The sequence below is a fragment of the Microbacterium sp. Root322 genome, assembly GCF_001425645.1.
Taxonomy (GTDB): domain Bacteria; phylum Actinomycetota; class Actinomycetes; order Actinomycetales; family Microbacteriaceae; genus Microbacterium; species Microbacterium maritypicum.
Genome location: NZ_LMCS01000001.1, coordinates 157,951 through 175,870, shown reverse-complemented (window position 1 = coordinate 175,870; position 17,920 = coordinate 157,951). Strand labels below are relative to the sequence as shown.

Annotated in this window: 17 protein-coding genes and 2 tRNA genes; 5 read left to right on the top strand and 14 right to left on the bottom strand. The window is 67.8% G+C overall.

Translation table 11 applies throughout. The annotated features are described in order from the left end of the window. Nucleotides 1-58 precede the first annotated feature (58 nt). Nucleotides 59-1,237 carry a glycine C-acetyltransferase gene (locus ASC55_RS00840; RefSeq protein WP_055872370.1) on the bottom strand — a complete coding sequence of 393 codons (1,179 nt, stop codon included), beginning with the start codon at nt 1,235-1,237 and terminating at the stop codon, nt 59-61. Then, nucleotides 1,237-2,280, bottom strand: coding sequence for an L-threonine 3-dehydrogenase (gene tdh / locus ASC55_RS00835; protein ID WP_055872369.1), 1,044 nt, complete (start codon nt 2,278-2,280; stop codon nt 1,237-1,239). Before tdh ends, ASC55_RS00840 begins: the two co-directional genes overlap by 1 nt. 82 nt (nt 2,281-2,362) lie before the next feature. Between tdh and ASC55_RS00830 the strand changes: the two genes are divergently transcribed. The 3 genes from ASC55_RS00830 to ASC55_RS00820 are packed head-to-tail and all read left to right on the top strand — an operon-like array spanning nt 2,363 to nt 5,882. Further along, a complete protein-coding gene (locus ASC55_RS00830) occupies nt 2,363-3,280 on the top strand; it encodes a LysR family transcriptional regulator (protein WP_055867510.1) in 918 nt (305 codons plus the stop codon). 33 nt (nt 3,281-3,313) lie between these two features. Further along, a complete protein-coding gene (locus ASC55_RS00825) occupies nt 3,314-5,365 on the top strand; it encodes a M3 family metallopeptidase (RefSeq protein WP_055872368.1) in 2,052 nt (683 codons plus the stop codon). A 19-nt stretch (nt 5,366-5,384) separates the two neighbouring features. After that, nucleotides 5,385-5,882 carry a GyrI-like domain-containing protein gene (locus ASC55_RS00820; RefSeq protein WP_055867507.1) on the top strand — a complete coding sequence of 166 codons (498 nt, stop codon included), beginning with the start codon at nt 5,385-5,387 and terminating at the stop codon, nt 5,880-5,882. A 71-nt stretch (nt 5,883-5,953) separates the two neighbouring features. Here ASC55_RS00820 and ASC55_RS00815 read toward each other — a convergent pair whose 3' ends face one another. The 12 genes from ASC55_RS00815 to ASC55_RS00760 all read right to left on the bottom strand — a co-directional run bounded on the left by ASC55_RS00815 (nt 5,954) and on the right by ASC55_RS00760 (nt 16,410). Further along, nucleotides 5,954-6,490: an NUDIX hydrolase gene (locus tag ASC55_RS00815; RefSeq protein ID WP_055872367.1), complete on the bottom strand. Its 537-nt coding sequence runs from the start codon at nt 6,488-6,490 to the stop codon at nt 5,954-5,956. Beyond that, nucleotides 6,487-7,755, bottom strand: coding sequence for an ATP-dependent Clp protease ATP-binding subunit ClpX (gene clpX / locus ASC55_RS00810; protein ID WP_017830302.1), 1,269 nt, complete (start codon nt 7,753-7,755; stop codon nt 6,487-6,489). Before clpX ends, ASC55_RS00815 begins: the two co-directional genes overlap by 4 nt. A 130-nt stretch (nt 7,756-7,885) precedes the next feature. Continuing rightward, nucleotides 7,886-8,173 carry a hypothetical protein gene (locus tag ASC55_RS00805; protein WP_151486516.1) on the bottom strand — a complete coding sequence of 96 codons (288 nt, stop codon included), beginning with the start codon at nt 8,171-8,173 and terminating at the stop codon, nt 7,886-7,888. A 333-nt stretch (nt 8,174-8,506) separates the two neighbouring features. Then, nucleotides 8,507-9,358 (bottom strand): aldehyde dehydrogenase family protein, encoded by an 852-nt coding sequence (locus ASC55_RS00800; protein WP_017830300.1) that lies wholly within the window; start codon nt 9,356-9,358, stop codon nt 8,507-8,509. After that, nucleotides 9,355-10,797 carry an aldehyde dehydrogenase family protein gene (locus tag ASC55_RS00795; RefSeq protein WP_017830299.1) on the bottom strand — a complete coding sequence of 481 codons (1,443 nt, stop codon included), beginning with the start codon at nt 10,795-10,797 and terminating at the stop codon, nt 9,355-9,357. The genes ASC55_RS00800 and ASC55_RS00795 overlap by 4 nt, the downstream gene beginning before the upstream one ends. 13 nt (nt 10,798-10,810) lie before the next feature. Beyond that, complete coding sequence (gene deoC / locus ASC55_RS00790) at nt 10,811-11,812, bottom strand: deoxyribose-phosphate aldolase (RefSeq protein ID WP_017830298.1); 1,002 nt, start codon at nt 11,810-11,812, stop codon at nt 10,811-10,813. Next, entirely contained in the window at nt 11,809-12,744 is a 936-nt protein-coding gene (locus ASC55_RS00785; protein ID WP_235563064.1) for a sugar-binding transcriptional regulator, read from the bottom strand. The genes deoC and ASC55_RS00785 overlap by 4 nt, the downstream gene beginning before the upstream one ends. A 152-nt stretch (nt 12,745-12,896) precedes the next feature. Further along, nucleotides 12,897-13,538, bottom strand: coding sequence for an ATP-dependent Clp protease proteolytic subunit (locus tag ASC55_RS00780; protein WP_017830296.1), 642 nt, complete (start codon nt 13,536-13,538; stop codon nt 12,897-12,899). Nucleotides 13,539-13,558: 20 nt separating this feature from the next. Beyond that, entirely contained in the window at nt 13,559-14,155 is a 597-nt protein-coding gene (locus ASC55_RS00775) for an ATP-dependent Clp protease proteolytic subunit (RefSeq protein WP_017830295.1), read from the bottom strand. Between the two features lie 81 nt (nt 14,156-14,236). Beyond that, entirely contained in the window at nt 14,237-14,731 is a 495-nt protein-coding gene (locus tag ASC55_RS00770; RefSeq protein ID WP_055872365.1) for a tetratricopeptide repeat protein, read from the bottom strand. Between the two features lie 72 nt (nt 14,732-14,803). Further along, entirely contained in the window at nt 14,804-16,273 is a 1,470-nt protein-coding gene (tig, locus tag ASC55_RS00765; RefSeq protein WP_055872364.1) for a trigger factor, read from the bottom strand. Nucleotides 16,274-16,336: 63 nt separating this feature from the next. Then, nucleotides 16,337-16,410: transfer RNA gene (locus tag ASC55_RS00760), tRNA-Pro, on the bottom strand. A 109-nt stretch (nt 16,411-16,519) separates the two neighbouring features. On the opposite strand from ASC55_RS00760, the gene ASC55_RS00755 reads away from it, so the two are divergent. Continuing rightward, a tRNA-Gly gene (locus tag ASC55_RS00755) sits at nt 16,520-16,593 on the top strand. Between the two features lie 109 nt (nt 16,594-16,702). Next, the gene (locus ASC55_RS00750) at nt 16,703-17,905 is read left to right on the top strand and encodes a hypothetical protein (protein ID WP_055872363.1); all 1,203 of its coding nucleotides are present in this window, start codon (nt 16,703-16,705) and stop codon (nt 17,903-17,905) included. Nucleotides 17,906-17,920: the final 15 nt, after the last annotated feature.

Genomic DNA, 17,920 nt, shown 5'->3' with positions numbered 1-17,920 from the left:
ATGCAAAGATACCGTTGCAAAGAAGTCTTTGCAAGTGTTTCTTTGCAAGTTGTGCGGATCAGTCGATCGCCGCCCGTGCGGCGACGAATGCCGCGACGCAGCGCTCGATCTGCTCCGGCGTGTGCGCTGCCGAGAGCTGCACCCGGATCCGTGCCAGGTCGCGGGGCACGACGGGGAAGCTGAAGGCGGTCACGTAGACACCGCGCTCCTGCATCTCGCGAGCGATCCGCGCCGTCTTCGCGGCGTCGCCGAACATGACCGGCACGATGGGGTGCTCCCCCGGCAGCAGGTCGAACCCCTCGGCGGTCATGCGCTCGCGGAAGAGCGCGGCATTGCTGCGCAGACGCGCACGAAGATCGGCCGACCCCTCGACGAGGTCGAGCGCGGTCAGGGTGCCCGCCACGATCGCCGGGGCGAGCGTGTTCGAGAAGAGGTACGGACGGGATCGCTGGCGCAACAGAGCCACGATGTCCGCGTGCGAGGCGACGTAGCCTCCGGATGCGCCGCCGAGCGCCTTGCCGAATGTGCCGGTGTAGATGTCGACGCGGTCGGCGACTCCGCAGAGCTCCGGCGTCCCTCGGCCGTTCTCGCCCACGAAGCCGACGGCGTGCGAGTCGTCGACGAAGACGAGGGCGTCATAACGCTCTGCCAGGTCGCAGATCTCGGCGAGCGGTGCGATGTAGCCGTCCATCGAGAACACGCCGTCCGTCACCACCACGCGGAAACGGGCGTCCGAGGCGGCCTGCAGCTGCGCTTCGAGATCGGCCATGTCGCGGTTCCGGTAGCGGAGCCTGCGCGCTTTCGAGAGCCGGATGCCGTCGATGATCGACGCATGGTTGAGCTCGTCCGAGATGATCGCATCCTCGGCGGAGAAGAGCGTCTCGAACACGCCCCCGTTCGCGTCGAAGCACGACGAGTACAGGATGGCCTCGTCCGTGCCGAGGAAGTCGGCGAGCCGACGCTCGAGCTCGAGGTGCTGCTCCTGGGTACCGCAGATGAAGCGCACGCTGGCCAGACCGTAGCCCCATTCCTGCAGGGCCGTGGTCGCGGCGTCGAGGATGCGCGGGTCGTCGGCGAGGCCGAGGTAGTTGTTGGCGCAGAAGTTCAGCACCTCCGTACCGTCCGCGGTGATCGAGGCGTTCTGCGGTCCGCGGATGCCGCGCTCATGCTTGGTGAGTCCGGCCTCCTCGATCCCCGCCAGCTCTCCCGCCACATGCTTCTGAAAAGTCCCGTACATCACAGCTCCGTCCAGTCGAGGATGATCTTGCCCGTTCCCGCAGACTCGGACGCAGCGAAGCCGCGCTCCCAGTCGCGAGCGGGGACGACCTCGGCGATCACCCGGCCGATGGCGCCCCGCAGGGTCGCGCTGGTCTGCAGCATCGCCCCCATCGCGTTCCATGTCTCGAACATCTCGCGTCCGTAGATGCCCTTGATCGTGAGCATGTGGGTGACGAGCTTGCCCCAGTCGACTCCGAACCCCGCGCTCGGCAGACCCAGCATCGCGATGCGGCCGCCGTGGTTCATGTTGTCGATCATGGCCGGGAGAGCCGAGGGCGCACCGCTCATCTCGAATCCGATGTCGAACCCCTCCCGCATTCCGAGCGCCTGCTGCGCATCGCGGATGTCGCGGACCGAGACGTCGACCACCTCGTCGGCGCCCATCCGGCGGGCCATCTCCAGGCGGGGTGCGCTGACGTCGGTCGCCGTGATGAACCGTGCACCCGCGTGCCGGGCCACCGCGATCGCCATCAGCCCGATGGGTCCGCAGCCGGTGACGAGCACGTCCTCACCGACGAGCGGGTACGTGAGGGCGGTGTGGACGGCGTTGCCGAGGGGATCGAAGATCGCACCGAGTTCGGGCGTCACCTCGGAGTGGTGCACCCACACATTCGTCGCGGGAAGAGCGAGGTACTCCGCGAAGGCGCCGTCGCGCTGCAGACCGAGGCCGATCGTGCGGATGCACATCTGGCGGCGACCCGCCCGGCAGTTGCGACACGTGCCGCACACGATGTGTCCTTCGCCGGACACCCGGTCGCCGACGGCGATGTCGTGCACACCGGGGCCGACCTCGACGACCTCCCCGTAGAACTCGTGGCCGGGGATGAGCGGAGCGGCGATCGCGGACGCCGCCCAGTCATCCCAGCGGAGGATGTGCAGATCGGTGCCGCAGATCCCCGTGCGCAACACCCGGATGACGACGTCGTCGGTGCCGGCGATCGGATCAGGACGCTCGACGAGCTCGAGTCCGGCGCCGGGTGCGCCTTTGTACAGTGCCTTCATGTGTTCGATCCCATCGCATCAGACGATGTAGAACAATCGGCATCGTCTGCATCATCGATGTAGCCGCACCTACACTGAGAACGTGGAACTCCATCAGCTGCAGATCCTGCGAGAGCTCGGTGCTCTCGGGAGCGTGACGGCGGTGGCCGATGCGCTCCGGGTCACCCCCTCCGCCGTATCCCAACAGCTCGCCGCCCTGCAGAGAGGCGTTCCGACCCCGCTGACCCGCAGGCTCGGTCGCACACTCGCTCTCACACCTGCCGGCGAGGTGCTGGCAGCGGCGGGTGCCGAGGTCATCGACGCGATGGCCTCGGCGCGGCACGCCCTCGACGACTTCGAAGGTGCCGCCACGGGGGTCGTGAGCGTCAGCGGATTCCACAGTGTCGGACAGGCCCTGTTCGGCCCCTTGGTGAGGGAGCTGTCGTCCTCCGAGAACGCGCCGACGGTGCAGCTCACCGACGAGGACGTCGCCCAGAGCGAGTTCCCCGCGCTCACCGCACGCTACGACCTCGTGCTCGCGCACCGCATGGAGCATTCCGAGCCCTGGCCCGATCAGGGCGTGCGCAGCCTCACGCTGATCCGCGAGCCGCTCGACGTCGCCGTCTCGACGGCCCATCGCCTCGCCGATCGCGCGAACCTCACACCGGCCGACGTCGCGGGCGAGAGGTGGGTCACCAGTCGCATCGGATACTCCCCCGATGACGTGCTCCGTGCCGTGTCGGCGGTTGCTCGTCACCCCGTCGACATCCAGCACCGCATCAACGACTACGGCGCGGTGTCCGCGGTCGTGGCCGCGGGCGGGGTGATCGGGATGCTGCCCCGATTCACGTCACGCAGCGTCGACGACCGCGACATCGTGCGCATCCCGCTCGAGGGGGTGAGCACTCATCGGATGATCGACCTGCTCGCCCGTCCTGAGACTCTGCGTCGCCGATCGGTCCGCGTGGTCGTCGAAGCCCTCCGCGGGGTGATGACGCGCCTGAGCGAGGACGGATCCTGAGCACGCCGGGTCACGGTGGATAGGCTCGTGGGCATGACCGACGCCACGAATCCGCTGATGCAGCCGTCGACGCTCCCCTACGGGCTCCCCGACTACGGTGCGATCCGGCCCGAGCACTATCTCCCCGCGTTCCAGGCGGGTTTCCAGGAGCAGCTTCGCGAGATCGCCCGCATCACGATGGTGCGCTCGATGCCGACGTTCGAGAACACGATCGAGGCGCTGGAGAGATCAGGCGAACTGCTCGACCGCGTCGCGCACACCTTCTACACGGTGAGCTCGGCCGATGCGACGCCCGAGATCCAGGAGATCGATGAGCAGCTCGCACCGCTCATGGCCGCACACCAGGACGCGATCACGCTCGACGGTCAGCTCTACTGGCGGGTGCAGCGGGTGTACGAGCAGCGCGATGCCCTGGACCTCGACCCCGAGCAGCGCTACCTCGTGGAGCGCCATCACCGCGAGATGACGCACGCGGGTGCGAGTCTCGACGACGAGGACAAGGCGCAGCTGACGGCGCTGAACCAGAAGCTGTCGACGCTGACCAACACCTTCGAGCGCAACCTGCTGAACGACACCAACGCCCTCGCCGTGGTGTTCGATGCCGCCGATGAACTCGAGGGGCTGAGCGCGGGCGAGCTGTCCGCTGCCGCGCGCGCGGCGGCGGATCGGGGGCTCGACGGCAAGTACCTCATCACGCTGCCGCTGTTCAGCGGGCATCCCGCGCTGGCTCAGCTGCGCGTGCGGGAGTCGAGGCGGCGCATCATGGCGGCCTCGCTCATGCGGGCCTCTCGGGACAACGCCAACGACAACCGACCGGTCCTGCGGGAGATCGTGCGGTTGCGCGCCGAACGCGCGAAGCTGCTCGGCTACGACTCGCACGCGGCCTATGTCACCGCCGATGAGACCGCGGGGACGCCGGATGCCGTGGAGAAGATGCTCCGCCGCCTCGCCGCCCCGTCCGCGCGCAACGCCCGCACCGAGCGTGCCGCACTCCAGGCGATCGTCGACGAGACCGAGGCGTCGCCCTTCCCGGTCGAGGCACATGACTGGGCCTTCTACACGGAACGCGTGCGCACAGCCAGATACGACATCGACTCCAGTGCGCTGCGCCCCTGGTTCGAGGCAGAGCGCGTCCTGCAGGACGGTGTCTTCTTCGCGGCGAACCGGCTCTACGGGGTGACCTTCTCCGAGCGCGAAGACCTCGCCGCGTACCACCCCGGCGCACGCGTCTTCGAGGTGCGCGACGCCGACGGAACCGCAGTCGGTCTCTACGTGCTCGACCTGTACACCCGCGACTCGAAGCGCGGTGGCGCCTGGATGAACGCCATCGTGAGCCAGTCCCGACTGCGCGGCACGGCACCCGTCGTCGTCAACAACCTGAACGTGCCCCTCCCCGGAGACGGCGAGCCGACGCTGCTGACCCTCGACGAGGTGACCACGCTGTTCCATGAGTTCGGGCATGCGCTGCACGGACTCTTCGCGACCGTGACCTACCCGCACTTCGCCGGGACGAACGTGTTCCGCGACTTCGTCGAGTTCCCGAGCCAGGTGAACGAGATGTGGATCCTGTGGCCCGAGGTGCTCGACAACTACGCCCGGCACCACGAGACCGGTGCACCGCTCGACTCCGCGATCGTGGAGCGCCTGCGAGCGACCGAGACGTTCGACCAGGGGCATGCCACCAGCGAGTATCTGGCGGCGGCATGGCTGGATCAGGCATGGCATCGGCTGGGCACAGACGCACACGTCGACGACGTCGCCGCTTTCGAGGCTGCAGCGCTGACCGACATCGGACTCGACGATCCGGCCGTCCCGACCCGATACTCATCCACCTACTTCGCCCATGTGTTCTCCGGCGGCTACAGCGCCGGCTACTACTCGTACATCTGGAGCGAAGTGCTCGACGCCGACACGGTCGAGTGGTTCCGCGAGAGCGGCGGTCTGACGCGAGGCAACGGCGACCGATTCCGCCAGCGCCTGCTCGGAGTGGGCGGCTCGAAGGATCCGCTCGAGGCCTACCGCGACTTCCGCGGCCGCGATGCCGACATCGAACCGCTCCTGAAGCGCCGTGGACTGGGCTCGTGAGTCGTGAGACCCTGAGCGCATGAGTGCATTCCCCGACGCCCCCTTCGGTCCTGCCGACCGGCTCGACCTCGACGCCGTCCCCCTCGCCGTCATCCGACACAAAGGCATCCGCATGGCCGACCTCCCGGCCGCGTTCGACGCGAGCTACTCGGCGATCGCACTGACGTTCGCGGGCGACGTGTTGATCCCGACCGGCCCTGCGCTGGCGATCTACCACGGTGATCCGATGGGCGTGTTCGACCTCGAGATCGGTTACCCCGTGCAGTCGCCGCCCGATCATCCCATCCCGACCGCCAGCGGGAGTGTCATCGTCGCCTCGACCCTGCCCGAAGGCCCAGCGGTCGCGACGACCCTGTTGGGTTCCTACGAAGAGCTCGGCGCCGCGTGGGCAGGGCTGGTCGAGCGCGCAGCGGCAGAAGGCCTCCGTCCCGGAGGCGTCTGGATCGAGGTCTACGTCTCCGACCCGAGCACTGCCCCGGCGGAGCTGCGCACCGATCTGCTCATGCAGACCGCCTGACCCGGGACCAGGCAGCGCCGACTACTGCGGCGGAGCGGTGTGGCGATCCCCGCCCCTCGCCGCGGCACCGGTCATCGTCCGAGCCAGTCCATCGCCTTGTACCAGGTGAGCTGGTGGTAGCTCTGCGAGAGACGGTCACCGAGCCCGTCGAGCGACAGCACGTGCACGGCGATCGACTCGCCGTCGTCGAGCGACTGCTCCGCGACGCGCCGGCATCCTCGCGCGAGGAAGTGGTGCACGCGGTTGGTGTGGTTGCCGAAGTTGGCCCACGTCGCACCGAGCCCGATGAGGTCGTCGGACTCGAAGCCCGTTTCCTCGAGGAGTTCCCGGACGGCCGCGTCCTCCGGCGACTCCCCGGGCTCCACTCCCCCGCCGATCGTGCCGATGGCCACGATGGCGGCGCCGTGACGGTACTCCTCGACAACGATCGCGTCGTCGTTCCCGTCGAGGGCCAGTACCGAGATCCAGTCGCCGTACTCCAGCACGTAGTACGGCGCTATCGACCGGCCGCTGGTGTCTTCGCAGTCGTCCGCGCGCAGACGGATCCACCGGTCTTCGACGACCGTCCTGCGGGCGATCGTCGTCCAGGCGGCCGGCTCAGCGCTCACGCGCTCTTGCGCTTGCGCTCCATCACGATGGTGGGCGGTGCGCCTTCGTCGACGGCCGCGCGCGTGACGATGACCTTCGCGACGTCTTCCGCCGACGGGATCTCGAACATGATCGGTCCCAGCACGTCTTCCAGGATCGCGCGGAGTCCGCGGGCACCGGTCTTGCGCTCGACAGCGAGGTCGGCGATCGATCGCAGTGCATCCTCTTCGAACTCGAGCTGCACGCCGTCGATCTCGAACATGCGCTGGTACTGCTTCACCAGAGCGTTGCGCGGACCGGTGAGGATGTCGATGAGCGCGGACTGGTCGAGAGGCGACACCGAGGTGACGACCGGAAGACGCCCGATGAACTCGGGGATGAGTCCGAACTTGTGCAGGTCTTCGGGGAGCACCTCGCTGAAGAGATCGAGGTCTTTGCCCTTGTCGTGCAGCGGGGCGCCGAAGCCGATGCCGTGCTTGCCGACACGCGCCGACACGATGTCTTCCAGGCCTGCGAAGGCTCCGGCGACGATGAACAGCACGTTCGAGGTGTCGATCTGCAGGAACTCCTGATGCGGGTGCTTGCGGCCGCCCTGCGGCGGAACCGAGGCGACCGTGCCCTCGATGATCTTCAGGAGAGCCTGCTGCACGCCCTCCCCCGAGACGTCGCGGGTGATCGACGGGTTCTCGGCCTTGCGGGCGATCTTGTCGACCTCGTCGATGTAGATGATGCCCTGCTCCGCGCGCTTGACGTCGTAGTCCGCAGCCTGGATGAGCTTGAGGAGGATGTTCTCGACGTCTTCGCCGACGTAGCCGGCCTCGGTCAGCGCGGTGGCATCGGCCACGGCGAACGGGACGTTGAGGCGCTTCGCGAGCGTCTGTGCGAGGTAGGTCTTGCCGCATCCGGTCGGGCCGATGAGCAGGATGTTGCTCTTGGCGATCTCGACCTCTTCCGCCTTCTGCTCGGCGGTCTGCAGGGTGCCGTGCGCACGCACGCGCTTGTAGTGGTTGTAGACGGCGACGGCGAGGGCACGCTTCGCAGGCTCCTGGCCGACGACGTACTCCTCGAGGAACGCGAAGATCTCACGCGGCTTGGGGAGCTCGAACTCGGCGACCCCGTCGGCGGACGACTCGGCCATGCGCTCTTCGATGATCTCGTTGCACAGCTCGACGCACTCGTCGCAGATGTACACGCCGGGGCCCGCGATGAGCTGCTGGACCTGCTTCTGACTCTTTCCGCAGAAAGAGCATTTGAACAGGTCAGCGCTTTCACCGATGCGTGCCATGCGCGTCCTCCTAGGGGGGATCAGAGATCGTCCTTCGAGCCTAACCGCTGCATACGACACCGGGCCGCATTGGCGCGTAGTGCTTTGCGCATACCGGCGAGCTCTGGTCTGCGGCGAGTCGGATCCGGACTCACTGCGCGGGCAGGCACCCTCCGTCCATGATGTATCCGCCCGCCTCGACGCGGACCGCGTCCTGACGCACCTCGCCGAACACGCACCCGCCCTCCGGCGCGCCGGCTCCGAACTCCACGGCAGCCTCGTCACCGCGGACCACGGCGTCCGGGAGACCGATCTCCTGCAACGCCTGCTCGACGGCCCGGATCGAGATCTCGCCTTCCGTCCGCAGTGCTTCCAGACGCACACGCAGGTCGGCCACCGGCTGCACCGCTGCTGCCGCAGCCTCGTCAGAGAGCTCCATGCGATCCCGATATCGATCGTTCTGCGCCATGGCGTGATCTGGATCGTACGGCGCGCATTCCGGGGGAAGCACCGCACCGTCCTTCTGGGGGCACGCCACGGTGGGCGTGGGCGGGGCCGGACTCCCCGCACCGCCCGTCTCGGCCGGCACCACGGCGCATCCCCCGAGCAAGAGTGTCCCGGCGAGCAGGAGCGACAAGACCGCGGAGGGATTCCGACGTGGCGTGATCGTCATGCCGTCATAAAACCACAGTGATGCTCCCGCAACGCCCTTTCGAGAGAGAAGGCCCTGCGGCGCGATGCGCGGCAGGGCCCTCCGTCGTTCCGACGTCCGTCAGACCATGCTCTTGGTGTGCCAGACGGTCTTGATCTCCGTGAACGCGCCGATCCGCTCCGGAGAGGCGACGACCTCACCCGGAGTCAGCACGCGCTTGAGCGTCTCGGCCGCAGCGATCTGCATGTCGACCCAGTCGAGAGCACCCGCTCCCGCCAGGTCGAGCGCGTTCACGTCCTGGTGCGAGGCCAACCACGGGGCGATCTCCGCCGGCGAGCCCGTGAGCACGTTGACGACGCCACCGGGGACGTCGCTGGTGGCGAGCACCTCGGCGAGGCTGATGGCCGAGAGCGGGTGCTGCTCGCTCGCGACGACCACCACCGTGTTCCCAGCGACCAGAGCCGGAGCCACGACCGACACCAGACCGAGCAGCGCCGAGTCCTGGGGTGCGACGATCGCGACGACCCCGGTCGGCTCCGGCACGGAGATGTTGAAGTACGGACCCGAGACGGGGTTCGCGTTACCCGCCACCTGGGCGTACTTGTCGCACCATCCGGCGTACCAGACCCAGAGATCGATGGCTTCGTCGACCTGCGAGGCCGCGGCCGCCGCCGAGACGCCTTCCTGCGCCGAGATCTCCTCGACGAACTGCGCACGACGGCCTTCGAGCACCTCCGCGACGCGGTACAGGACCTGTCCGCGGTTGTAGGCGGTCGCACCGGACCAGCCCTTGACCGCAGCACGAGCGGCCACGACGGCGTCACGAGCGTCCTTGCGGGAACCCTTCGCCGCATTCGCGAGGAAGGCACCCTTGGGGGTGAGCACCTCGTACGTGCGGCCGGACTCGCTCCGTGGGAAGGCCCCGCCGATCGCCAGTTTGTACGTCTTGGGCACGGTCAGTCGCTTGCTCATGCTGCGGCTCCCTTGAGGTAGGCGGTGAGACCCTGGCGGCCGCCCTCGCGGCCGAACCCGGACTCCTTGTAGCCGCCGAACGGGCTCGACGGGTCGAAGCGGTTGAAGGTGTTGGCCCAGATGACACCGGCACGCAGGCGGTCGGCCACAGCGAGGATGCGCGATCCCTTGTCGGACCAGATGCCTGCGGACAGGCCGTAAGGCGTGTTGTTCGCCTTCGCGATGGCCTCGGCGGGTGTGCGGAAGGTGAGCACCGAGAGCACGGGGCCGAAGACCTCATCACGGGCGATGCGATGCGACGCCTCGACACCGGTGAAGATCGTCGGGGCGAACCAGAAGCCCTGCTCCGGGATCGCGCAGTCCGCGCTCCAGCGCTCTGCGCCCTCGGCTTCCCCGATGTCGCTGAGCTCACGGATGCGCGCCAGCTGGGCTGCGGAGTTGATCGCACCGATGTCGGTGTTCTTGTCGAGCGGGTCGCCGAGGCGCAGCGTCGACAGGCGCGTCTTGAGCCGGTCGACGACCTCATCGTGGATCGACTCCTGCACCAGCAGGCGGCTTCCCGCGCAGCACACGTGACCCTGGTTGAAGAAGATCCCGTTCACGATGCCTTCGATGGCCTGATCGATGGGGGCGTCGTCGAACACGATGTTCGCGGCCTTGCCGCCGAGCTCCAGCGTCAGCTTCTTGTGGGTGCCTGCCACGGCCCGTGCGATGTCGCGGCCGACACCGGTCGAACCGGTGAAGGCCACCTTGTCCACATCCGGGTGGCGGACGAGAGTGGAGCCGGTGGCACCGGCACCGGTCACGATGTTCACGACACCGGCCGGAAGGTCGGCCTGCTGAAGGATCTCCGCGAAGATCAGCGCCGTGAGCGGCGTGGTCTCCGCAGGCTTGAGCACGACCGTGTTGCCGGCGGCGAGTGCAGGCGCGATCTTCCAGGCGAGCATCAGCAGCGGGAAGTTCCACGGGATGATCTGCCCGGCGACGCCGAGAGCGCGGGGGTTCGCGCCGAGTCCGGCGTGATCGAGCTTGTCCGCCCAGCCCGCGTAGTAGAAGAACCACGAGGCGACCAGCGGCACGTCGACGTCGCGACTCTCCTTGATCGGCTTGCCGTTGTCGAGGCTCTCGGCGACGGCGAGCTCGCGGGCGCGCTCCTGCACGAGGCGCGCGATGCGGAAGAGGTACTTGCCGCGATCGCGGCCGCTCATCTTCGACCAGGTCTTCTCGTAGGCGCGACGAGCGGCGGCGACCGCGCGGTCGACATCCTCGTCACTGGCCGAGGCGATCTCGGCGATGTGCTTCTCCGTCGCCGGCGAGATGGTGTGGAACGGGGTGCCCGAGCCGTCGACGAACTCGCCGTCGATGAACAGGCCGTAGCTGTCCTTGAGGTTCAGGATCGCGGTGGACTCCGGTGCGGGAGCGTATTCCAGAAATGACATGTTCGTCTTCCCGTCAGTCGATCGTGACGTAGTCGGGGCCCGAGTAGTGGCCGGAGCTGAGCTTCTGACGCTGCAGGAGCACATCGTTGAGGAGGCTGGATGCGCCGAAGCGGAAGAGGTGCGGCTGGAGCCACTCCTCGCCCACGGTCTCGGCGACGGTCACGAGATACTTCACCGCGTCCTTCGAGGAACGGATGCCACCGGCCGGCTTGACGCCGATCTTCTCTCCGGTGCCACGGTGCCAGTCGCGCACGGTCTCCAGCATCAGCAGGGTGGTCGGGAGCGTCGCGGCGGGCTGGACCTTGCCGGTCGAGGTCTTGATGAAGTCGCCTCCGGCCAGGATGCCGAGCCACGAGGCGCGCTTGATGTTGTCGTAGGTGTTCAGCTCACCGGTCTCCAGGATCACCTTGAGCGAGGCGTAGGAGCCGTCTTCGCGACGGCACGCTTCCTTGACCTGGGCGATCTGGTCGAACACGAGACCGTAGCGGCCCGACAGGAACGCCCCACGGTCGATGACCATGTCGATCTCGTCGGCTCCGGCGGCGACCGCCTCAGCGGTGTCGGCGAGCTTGATCGCGAGCGACGAGCGCCCGCTCGGGAATGCCGTGGCCACCGCCGCGACGGAGATCAGACCGTCGTCGGGGTCGCCGTGCAGGCTCCCCAGCGCCGTGACCGCGTCGGCGACCATGTCGCCGTAGACGCAGACGGCGGCAACCCGCGGGGTCGACGCATCGGCGGCATCCGGGTTCTTCGCCTTGGCGACCAGGGAGCGCACCTTGCCGGGGGTGTCCGCGCCCTCGAGCGTCGTCAGGTCGATCAGCTTGATGATCGTGTCGAGCGCCCACGCCTTCGAGGTGGTCTTGATCGAGCGGGTGCCGAGCCCGGCAGCGCGCTGCTCCAGACCGACGGCGTCCACTCCGGGAAGTCCGTGCAGGAAACGCCGGAGCGTGGCGTCGTCGGGCTCTCCGCCCAGAACGTCCACCGCCGTCCTGCGGTTGAGTTCTTTGGTCGTCACTGTTCCTCCAACAATGCTCGTGCTGTGGTCTCATCGGTCACCAGAACGCCGCACAGGCCGCTGGTCACGACAGTGCGCGCGATGTCGTGCTTGGCGGGTCCCGCCGTGACGAAGATCGCGCGGGTGGCTCCGCGCAGGCGGTCGAGCGAGACGCCGACCGTTCGCGCATCGAGCTGCGAGTCGACGATGTTGCCCTCGGCGTCGACATAGCGCCCGAGAACGTCTCCGACCGCGCCACGACGCGCGAGCTCTTCCACGTCCTCGGCGCTGAGGTATCCGTTCTCGACGTGAGCGGAAGAGGCATCGCAGGGTCCGGCGGTGAACAGGAACGCCTGCGCCTCCGCGGCTTCTTCGAGCACCGCGGCGACCGTGCGGTCGGACTCGATCGCCTGCTTCGTCTCCACGCGCTCGAGGATCGCGGGGCTCGGAAGCAGGGAGACCTGTCCCGAGGCGCGCTGCGCGATCGTGACAGCGAGGCCGGCAGCACCGCCGGAGCGCCGGTTCAGGCTCACTCCCCCGTTGAGCTGCACGACGGTCACGCCGTTCGCCCACCCGTCGGGGAGCGCTTCGGCGACTGCGCGGAGCGTGCGTCCCCAGCTCACCCCGAGAGTGCGGGGCACCGGCCGGAGGGCGGTCAGGAAGTCTGCGGCGGCCTGCGCGACGCGCTCGAGTGTGCCGTCATCGCCGTCGGGCGCCGGCACGACGACGGCATCCGTCAGTCCGAACCGGTCGACCAGAAGCCGCTCGAGGCCGAGCCTGCGGGCGCGCGGGTGCACGATCTCGATGCGCACGATGCCTCGTTCACGGGCCTGCGTGAGCAGCCGACCGACCTTCCACCGGGAGATCTTGAGGAGTCCGCCGATCTCGTCCTGGGTCTTGTCCTCGTCGTAGTACAGCTCGGCGACGCGAACCATGAGCAGATCTTCTTCCACGGCTTCCTCCTTCCTCCTCCAGAGTAGGCCTTTGACAGCGTTCGCGCACCATCTTGCTCATATGCGCATTCTCCACCAGGGCGAGTGCACATCCGCCGGGACGACGAAAGGGCGCCCGTCGTGATGACGGACGCCCTTCGAGTCGATCGGGATCAGACGCGCTTGCGCGTCGTGAGCACCTGGTCGACGATGCCGTACTCCAGCGCCTGCGATGCGGAGAGGATGTTGTCGCGGTCGATGTCGCGGTTCACCTGCTCCGGGGTGCGCTTGGTGTGCCCGGCGAGGGTCTCCTCGAGCCACGTGCGCATGCGGAGGATCTCCGCGGCCTGGATCTCGATGTCGGAGGCCTGGCCGTGCCCGGCCTCCCCCATCGCGGGCTGGTGGATGAGCACCCGGGCGTTCGGGAGCGCGAGGCGCTTGCCCGGCGCGCCGGCCGCGAGCAGCACGGCCGCAGCAGAGGCCGCCTGGCCGAGCACCACGGTCTGGATCTGCGGCGCGACGTACTGCATCGTGTCGTAGATCGCCGTCATCGCGGTGAACGAGCCACCGGGCGAGTTGATGTACATCGTGATGTCACGCTCGGCATCCTGACTCTCCAGGACGAGGAGCTGCGCCATCACGTCGTCGGCCGAGGCGTCGTCGACCTGCACGCCGAGGAAGATCACGCGGTCTTCGAACAGCTTGTTGTACGGGTCCTGACGCTTGAAGCCGTAGGCCGTGCGCTCCTCGAACTGCGGGAGCACGTAGCGGCTGGAGGGCAGGTCACCGGCTGAGCGGAAGGTGGGTGTGTACATGAGCGTCCTTTCGCTTTCCGTTACTCGGTGTCCTGGTCGGTTCCGCCGCCGCCGATGACGTCGGAGGCCGATTCGCGGATGTGGTCGACGAAGCCGTACTCGAGCGCTTCCTCGGCCGTGAACCAGCGGTCGCGGTCACCGTCGGCGTTGATCTGCTCGACGGACTTCCCGGTCTGGGCCGCCGTGATCTCGGCGAGGCGGTTCTTCATCGACATGATGAGCTGCGCCTGGGTCTGGATGTCGCTCGACGTTCCGCCGAAGCCACCGTGCGGCTGGTGCAGCAGCACTCGCGCGTTGGGCGTGATGTACCGCTTGCCCTTGGTGCCCGCGGTGAGCAGCAGCTGGCCCATCGAGGCGGCCATACCGATGCCGACCGTGACGATGTCGTTCGGCACGAACTGCATCGTGTCGTAGATCGCCATGCCGGCGGTGATGGAGCCACCGGGCGAGTTCACGTAGAGGTAGATGTCTCGCTCGGAGTCCTCTGCGGCGAGAAGAAGGATCTTCGCGCAGATCTCGTTCGCGTTCTCGTCGCGCACCTCCGACCCCAGCCAGATGATGCGGTCCTTCAGCAACCTGTCGAAGACGCTCGTTGCGAGGAGGGGTTCTGCAGCCATGTCAGCTCCTGATTCCGTGTTTCAGTGATTCGAATCTACCGGCGTCAACGCAGCACCCAGGCCGTGTTCGCCGTCGGCATATCAGGTGTCGGCGTCCGCGATCTCGCGGGCATATGCCGTCATCGACCGGTGGTAGCGCGGCAGATGCGGCACCAGGGCGAGCAGAGCCACCGACAGACCCTGCGCCGGCCGTCCCGCGCTCGCGAGGATGAGGGCATGGACGCACGCGATGGCGTCGCGATACGGACCGTCCGCCGACAGCTCCTCCTCGGCGCGGATCACGGCGAGAGCGTCGTCGTACTCGCCGAGGTTCCGCAGAGAGCTGGCCATCTGGATCACGCACTGCGGGCGATGCTCCTCGTCCAAGCCCAGCGTCAGGGCGCGCCGATACAGCACGACGGCCTCCGCCGGCCTCCCCGCGGAATCCCGCGCACCACCGCGCTCGAACTCCGCACGAGCGTCATCCGGTCCGCGTTCGGCGGCGAGGGCGTCGATGCGGGCGATCGTGTCGTCGCCGACCTCTTCGCCTGTCGCGTCATCCCACACCTCGTCGATGCGCTCATCCCACGTCTTCATCACTGTCCGCTCCCTGTATGGAAAAGAGGGCGGATGCCGCAGCATCCGCCCTCTTCACTGGATCGTGTCCGATCACTCGGCCTTGTCGGCCGCCTTCTTGGCCGGAGCCTTCTTGACGGCGGGCTTCTTGGCAGCCGGCTTCTCGGCCTCGTCAGCCGCGTCGGCCTTCTTGGCCGGAGCCTTCTTGGCAGCAGGCTTCTTGGCAGGAGCCTTCTTGGCCGGCTTCTCCTCGACCTCGGCGGACTCGGCCTCGGCGGCCTCGTCGTCGGTGACGATGAAGTCGGACAGATCGACGGGCTTGCCGTTGCTGTCGACGACCTTCACCTTGCCCAGGGCGATCGCGAGGGCCTTGTTGCGGGCGACCTCACCGACGAGCGCCGGCAGCTGGTTCGAGGACTGCAGCGCCTCGACGAACTCCTGCGGAGCCATGCCGTACTGCGCAGCAGACTGGATGAGGTACTGGCTGAGCTCTTCCTGCGACACCTGCACATCGGCCTGCTCGGCGATCGTGTCGAGGAGAACCTGCGTGCGGAACTGCTTCTCGCTGGCCTCGGTGACCTCGGCGCGGTGCACCTCGTCCTCGAGACGGCCCTCGCCCTCGAGGTGGTTGTGCACCTCGTCTTCGATGAGCTGCGGCGGGACCGGAATCTCGATCTGCTCGAGCAGCACCTCGACGAGCTTGTCGCGCGCGGCGGAGCCCTGCGTGAAGACGCCCTGCTGAGCGACGCGCTCGGCGAGGCTCTCGCGGAGCTCGGCGATCGTGTCGAACTCGCTCGCGATCTGCGCGAAGTCGTCGTCGGCCTCGGGGAGCTCGCGCTCCTTGACCGCCTTGACCGTCACGGAGACCTCGGCCTCGGAACCGGCGTGGTCGCCGCCGACCAGAGCCGAGCGGAACGTGGTGTCCTCACCGGCGGTGAGCGACTCGATCGCGTCGTCGATGCCCTCGAGCAGCTCGCCGGAGCCGACCTCGTAGGAGACGCCCTCGGCGCGGTCGATCTCGGCGCCGTCGATCGTGGCGACGAGGTCGAGCTCGACGAAGTCACCCTTCGCGGCGGGACGGTCGACCGGGACGAGCGTGCCGAAGCGGGCGCGCATGTTGTCGAGCTCTGCGTCGAGCGCGGCGTCATCGGCCTCGACGGCGTCGACCGTCACCGTGATGCCGTCGTAGGAGGGCAGCTCGATCTCGGGGCGGACGTCCACCTCGATGTCGACGAGCAGGTCGCCCGAGAAGTCCTTCTCGTTCGGCCACTGCGTGATGTCGGCGGCCGGGCGGCCGACGACGCGCAGCTTGTGCTCGACCGTCGCGTCGCGGAAGAACTTGTCCAGGCCCTCGTTGACGGCGTGCTCGATGACGGCGCCACGACCGATGCGCTGGTCGATGATCGGAGCCGGGACCTTGCCCTTGCGGAAGCCGGGGATCTGCACGTCCTGAGCAATGTGCTCGTACGCGTGAGCGATGCTGGGCTTGAGGTCGTCCGGGGTGACCGTGATGGTGAGCTTGACCCGGGTCGGGGTCAGCTTCTCGACGGTGCTGTTCGCCATGCTGGTGTGTTCTCCTTGTGATTTCCGCTTCGAATCGCGGCTGTAAGGTCCGTGGGGGCCGTGTCGGGGCGACAGGAGTTGAACCTGCGACCTCCCGCTCCCAAAGCGGGCGCTCTACCAAACTGAGCTACGCCCCGGGGAATCCGCACGCGGATTCAGCCCCACCGAGTCTAACGGACAGGAGCATGCGTCAGAGTCCGGTATAGTCGATGAGTCGGTACCGAACCTTTCCGAAGGTGCGGATCCGGGGCTGTAGCTTAGTGGTAAAGCCTCTGTCTTCCAAACAGATGATGCGAGTTCGATTCTCGTCAGCCCCTCCACTCCAGAAGGCCCCCACCATCGGTGGGGGCCTTCTCGCATTCCTGTCCCTCCCGTCGAATACGCTGACAGCACCGCTGCACGCAGTCTCCGACCGGAAGGCACCATCGAATGGGTCAGACGCTTCGCGACGGCGGGCACCAGCTGCCCGTCCAGTTCTCCGCGGCATCCTCCGCCCCTGTACCGACGCCGCCACGCCGAAGCACGCGCACCGGACTCCTCCTCGGCCTGCTCGGTGGAGCCGCCGTGATCGCGGCGTTGGCCATCACTCAGGTGACCTCGAATCTCGGATACGACAGCGCCGCGTCGCAGTACGAGAACGCCGCCGAGACGACATCGAGCGCGAAGGCGCAGGTGCGCGACGACATCGCCGACCTGCGTGCAGCAACCGATGCGGCCGGACGGGTCATCTCGGGAGGGAACCAGCCGATCGCCGTGCCCGACGATGTGCATGCCGGGCTCGCCTCGGCGGTCGAAGACAGCACCGCCACGGCCTCGGACGCGGATGGCGTCGTCGCGACGGACATCCCTGCCGTTGGCACGAAGCCCGGCTGGTTCTGGGAGCTGTTCGGTGCCACGTCGGAACTGGACGAGCGACTCCGCGACGTCGATGCCCTCGCCGACGAGCTCGTGGACGCCTCGACCGATATCGAAGACGCACGGGCGACGGTGACCGAGAGCGGTCTGGCTGTGATCACCACCGCGGGCGAGGCCGCGCCCGGGTTCGAAGGCGCTCATCTCTCGGCACGCACCGAGACCGTGATCGCCCTGCGTGACGCGGCCGCGGAGGCGACGGCCGCGACGGCGGTGGATGAAGATGCGGCCACGGCCTACCTCGCCCTGCAGGACGCGGCTGCGCAGGTCATCGCGACCGAGAACGAAGAGCTGGCGGAGAAAGCCGGGCCGCTTCTGGACACCCGGCTCGAGATCGAGACGTTCGCGCGGTCCCTCGCTCCCGGCGTGCTTCTCGACTTCGACTGGGCGCCGGTGGTCAGCGGCGCCGGCTACAACGGCAGCATGGGCGGCTATACGACCTGGTGGTGGGGAGAGAAGGGGCGGGCGACCATCGCACTCTCGAACTCGGTTGCCGAGCAGTGGCCGGGCGTCCGGAGCAAGGCGCTCGTCGCACACGAGGTCGGGCATGCGATCAGTGTCAAGTGTCAGAGCATGTACGACTCCTCCACGCAGGACAGCATCGAGAAGTGGGCGACCGCCTGGGCCATCAGCATGGGCTACACCGACGATGCCAACGGGGTCTGGGCATACGGATACCCTCCGCAGAACTACATCGACGCAGCGGCGGGCTGCCGCTGAGCACGGTCTCCGGAT

Coding starts and splice junctions, on each gene's coding strand:
- ASC55_RS00780 (WP_017830296.1), bottom strand. CDS start 13,538: ATGTACACACCCACCTTCCGCTCAGCCGGTGACCTGCCCTCCAGCCGC.
- tig (WP_055872364.1), bottom strand. CDS start 16,273: ATGGCGAACAGCACCGTCGAGAAGCTGACCCCGACCCGGGTCAAGCTC.
- ASC55_RS00805 (WP_151486516.1), bottom strand. CDS start 8,173: ATGGAGCTCTCTGACGAGGCTGCGGCAGCAGCGGTGCAGCCGGTGGCC.
- ASC55_RS00800 (WP_017830300.1), bottom strand. CDS start 9,358: ATGAGCAAGCGACTGACCGTGCCCAAGACGTACAAACTGGCGATCGGC.
- ASC55_RS00825 (WP_055872368.1), top strand. CDS start 3,314: ATGACCGACGCCACGAATCCGCTGATGCAGCCGTCGACGCTCCCCTAC.
- ASC55_RS00770 (WP_055872365.1), bottom strand. CDS start 14,731: ATGAAGACGTGGGATGAGCGCATCGACGAGGTGTGGGATGACGCGACA.
- ASC55_RS00820 (WP_055867507.1), top strand. CDS start 5,385: ATGAGTGCATTCCCCGACGCCCCCTTCGGTCCTGCCGACCGGCTCGAC.
- clpX (WP_017830302.1), bottom strand. CDS start 7,755: ATGGCACGCATCGGTGAAAGCGCTGACCTGTTCAAATGCTCTTTCTGC.
- ASC55_RS00775 (WP_017830295.1), bottom strand. CDS start 14,155: ATGGCTGCAGAACCCCTCCTCGCAACGAGCGTCTTCGACAGGTTGCTG.
- tdh (WP_055872369.1), bottom strand. CDS start 2,280: ATGAAGGCACTGTACAAAGGCGCACCCGGCGCCGGACTCGAGCTCGTC.
- ASC55_RS00750 (WP_055872363.1), top strand. CDS start 16,703: ATGGGTCAGACGCTTCGCGACGGCGGGCACCAGCTGCCCGTCCAGTTC.
- ASC55_RS00840 (WP_055872370.1), bottom strand. CDS start 1,237: ATGTACGGGACTTTTCAGAAGCATGTGGCGGGAGAGCTGGCGGGGATC.
- ASC55_RS00795 (WP_017830299.1), bottom strand. CDS start 10,797: ATGTCATTTCTGGAATACGCTCCCGCACCGGAGTCCACCGCGATCCTG.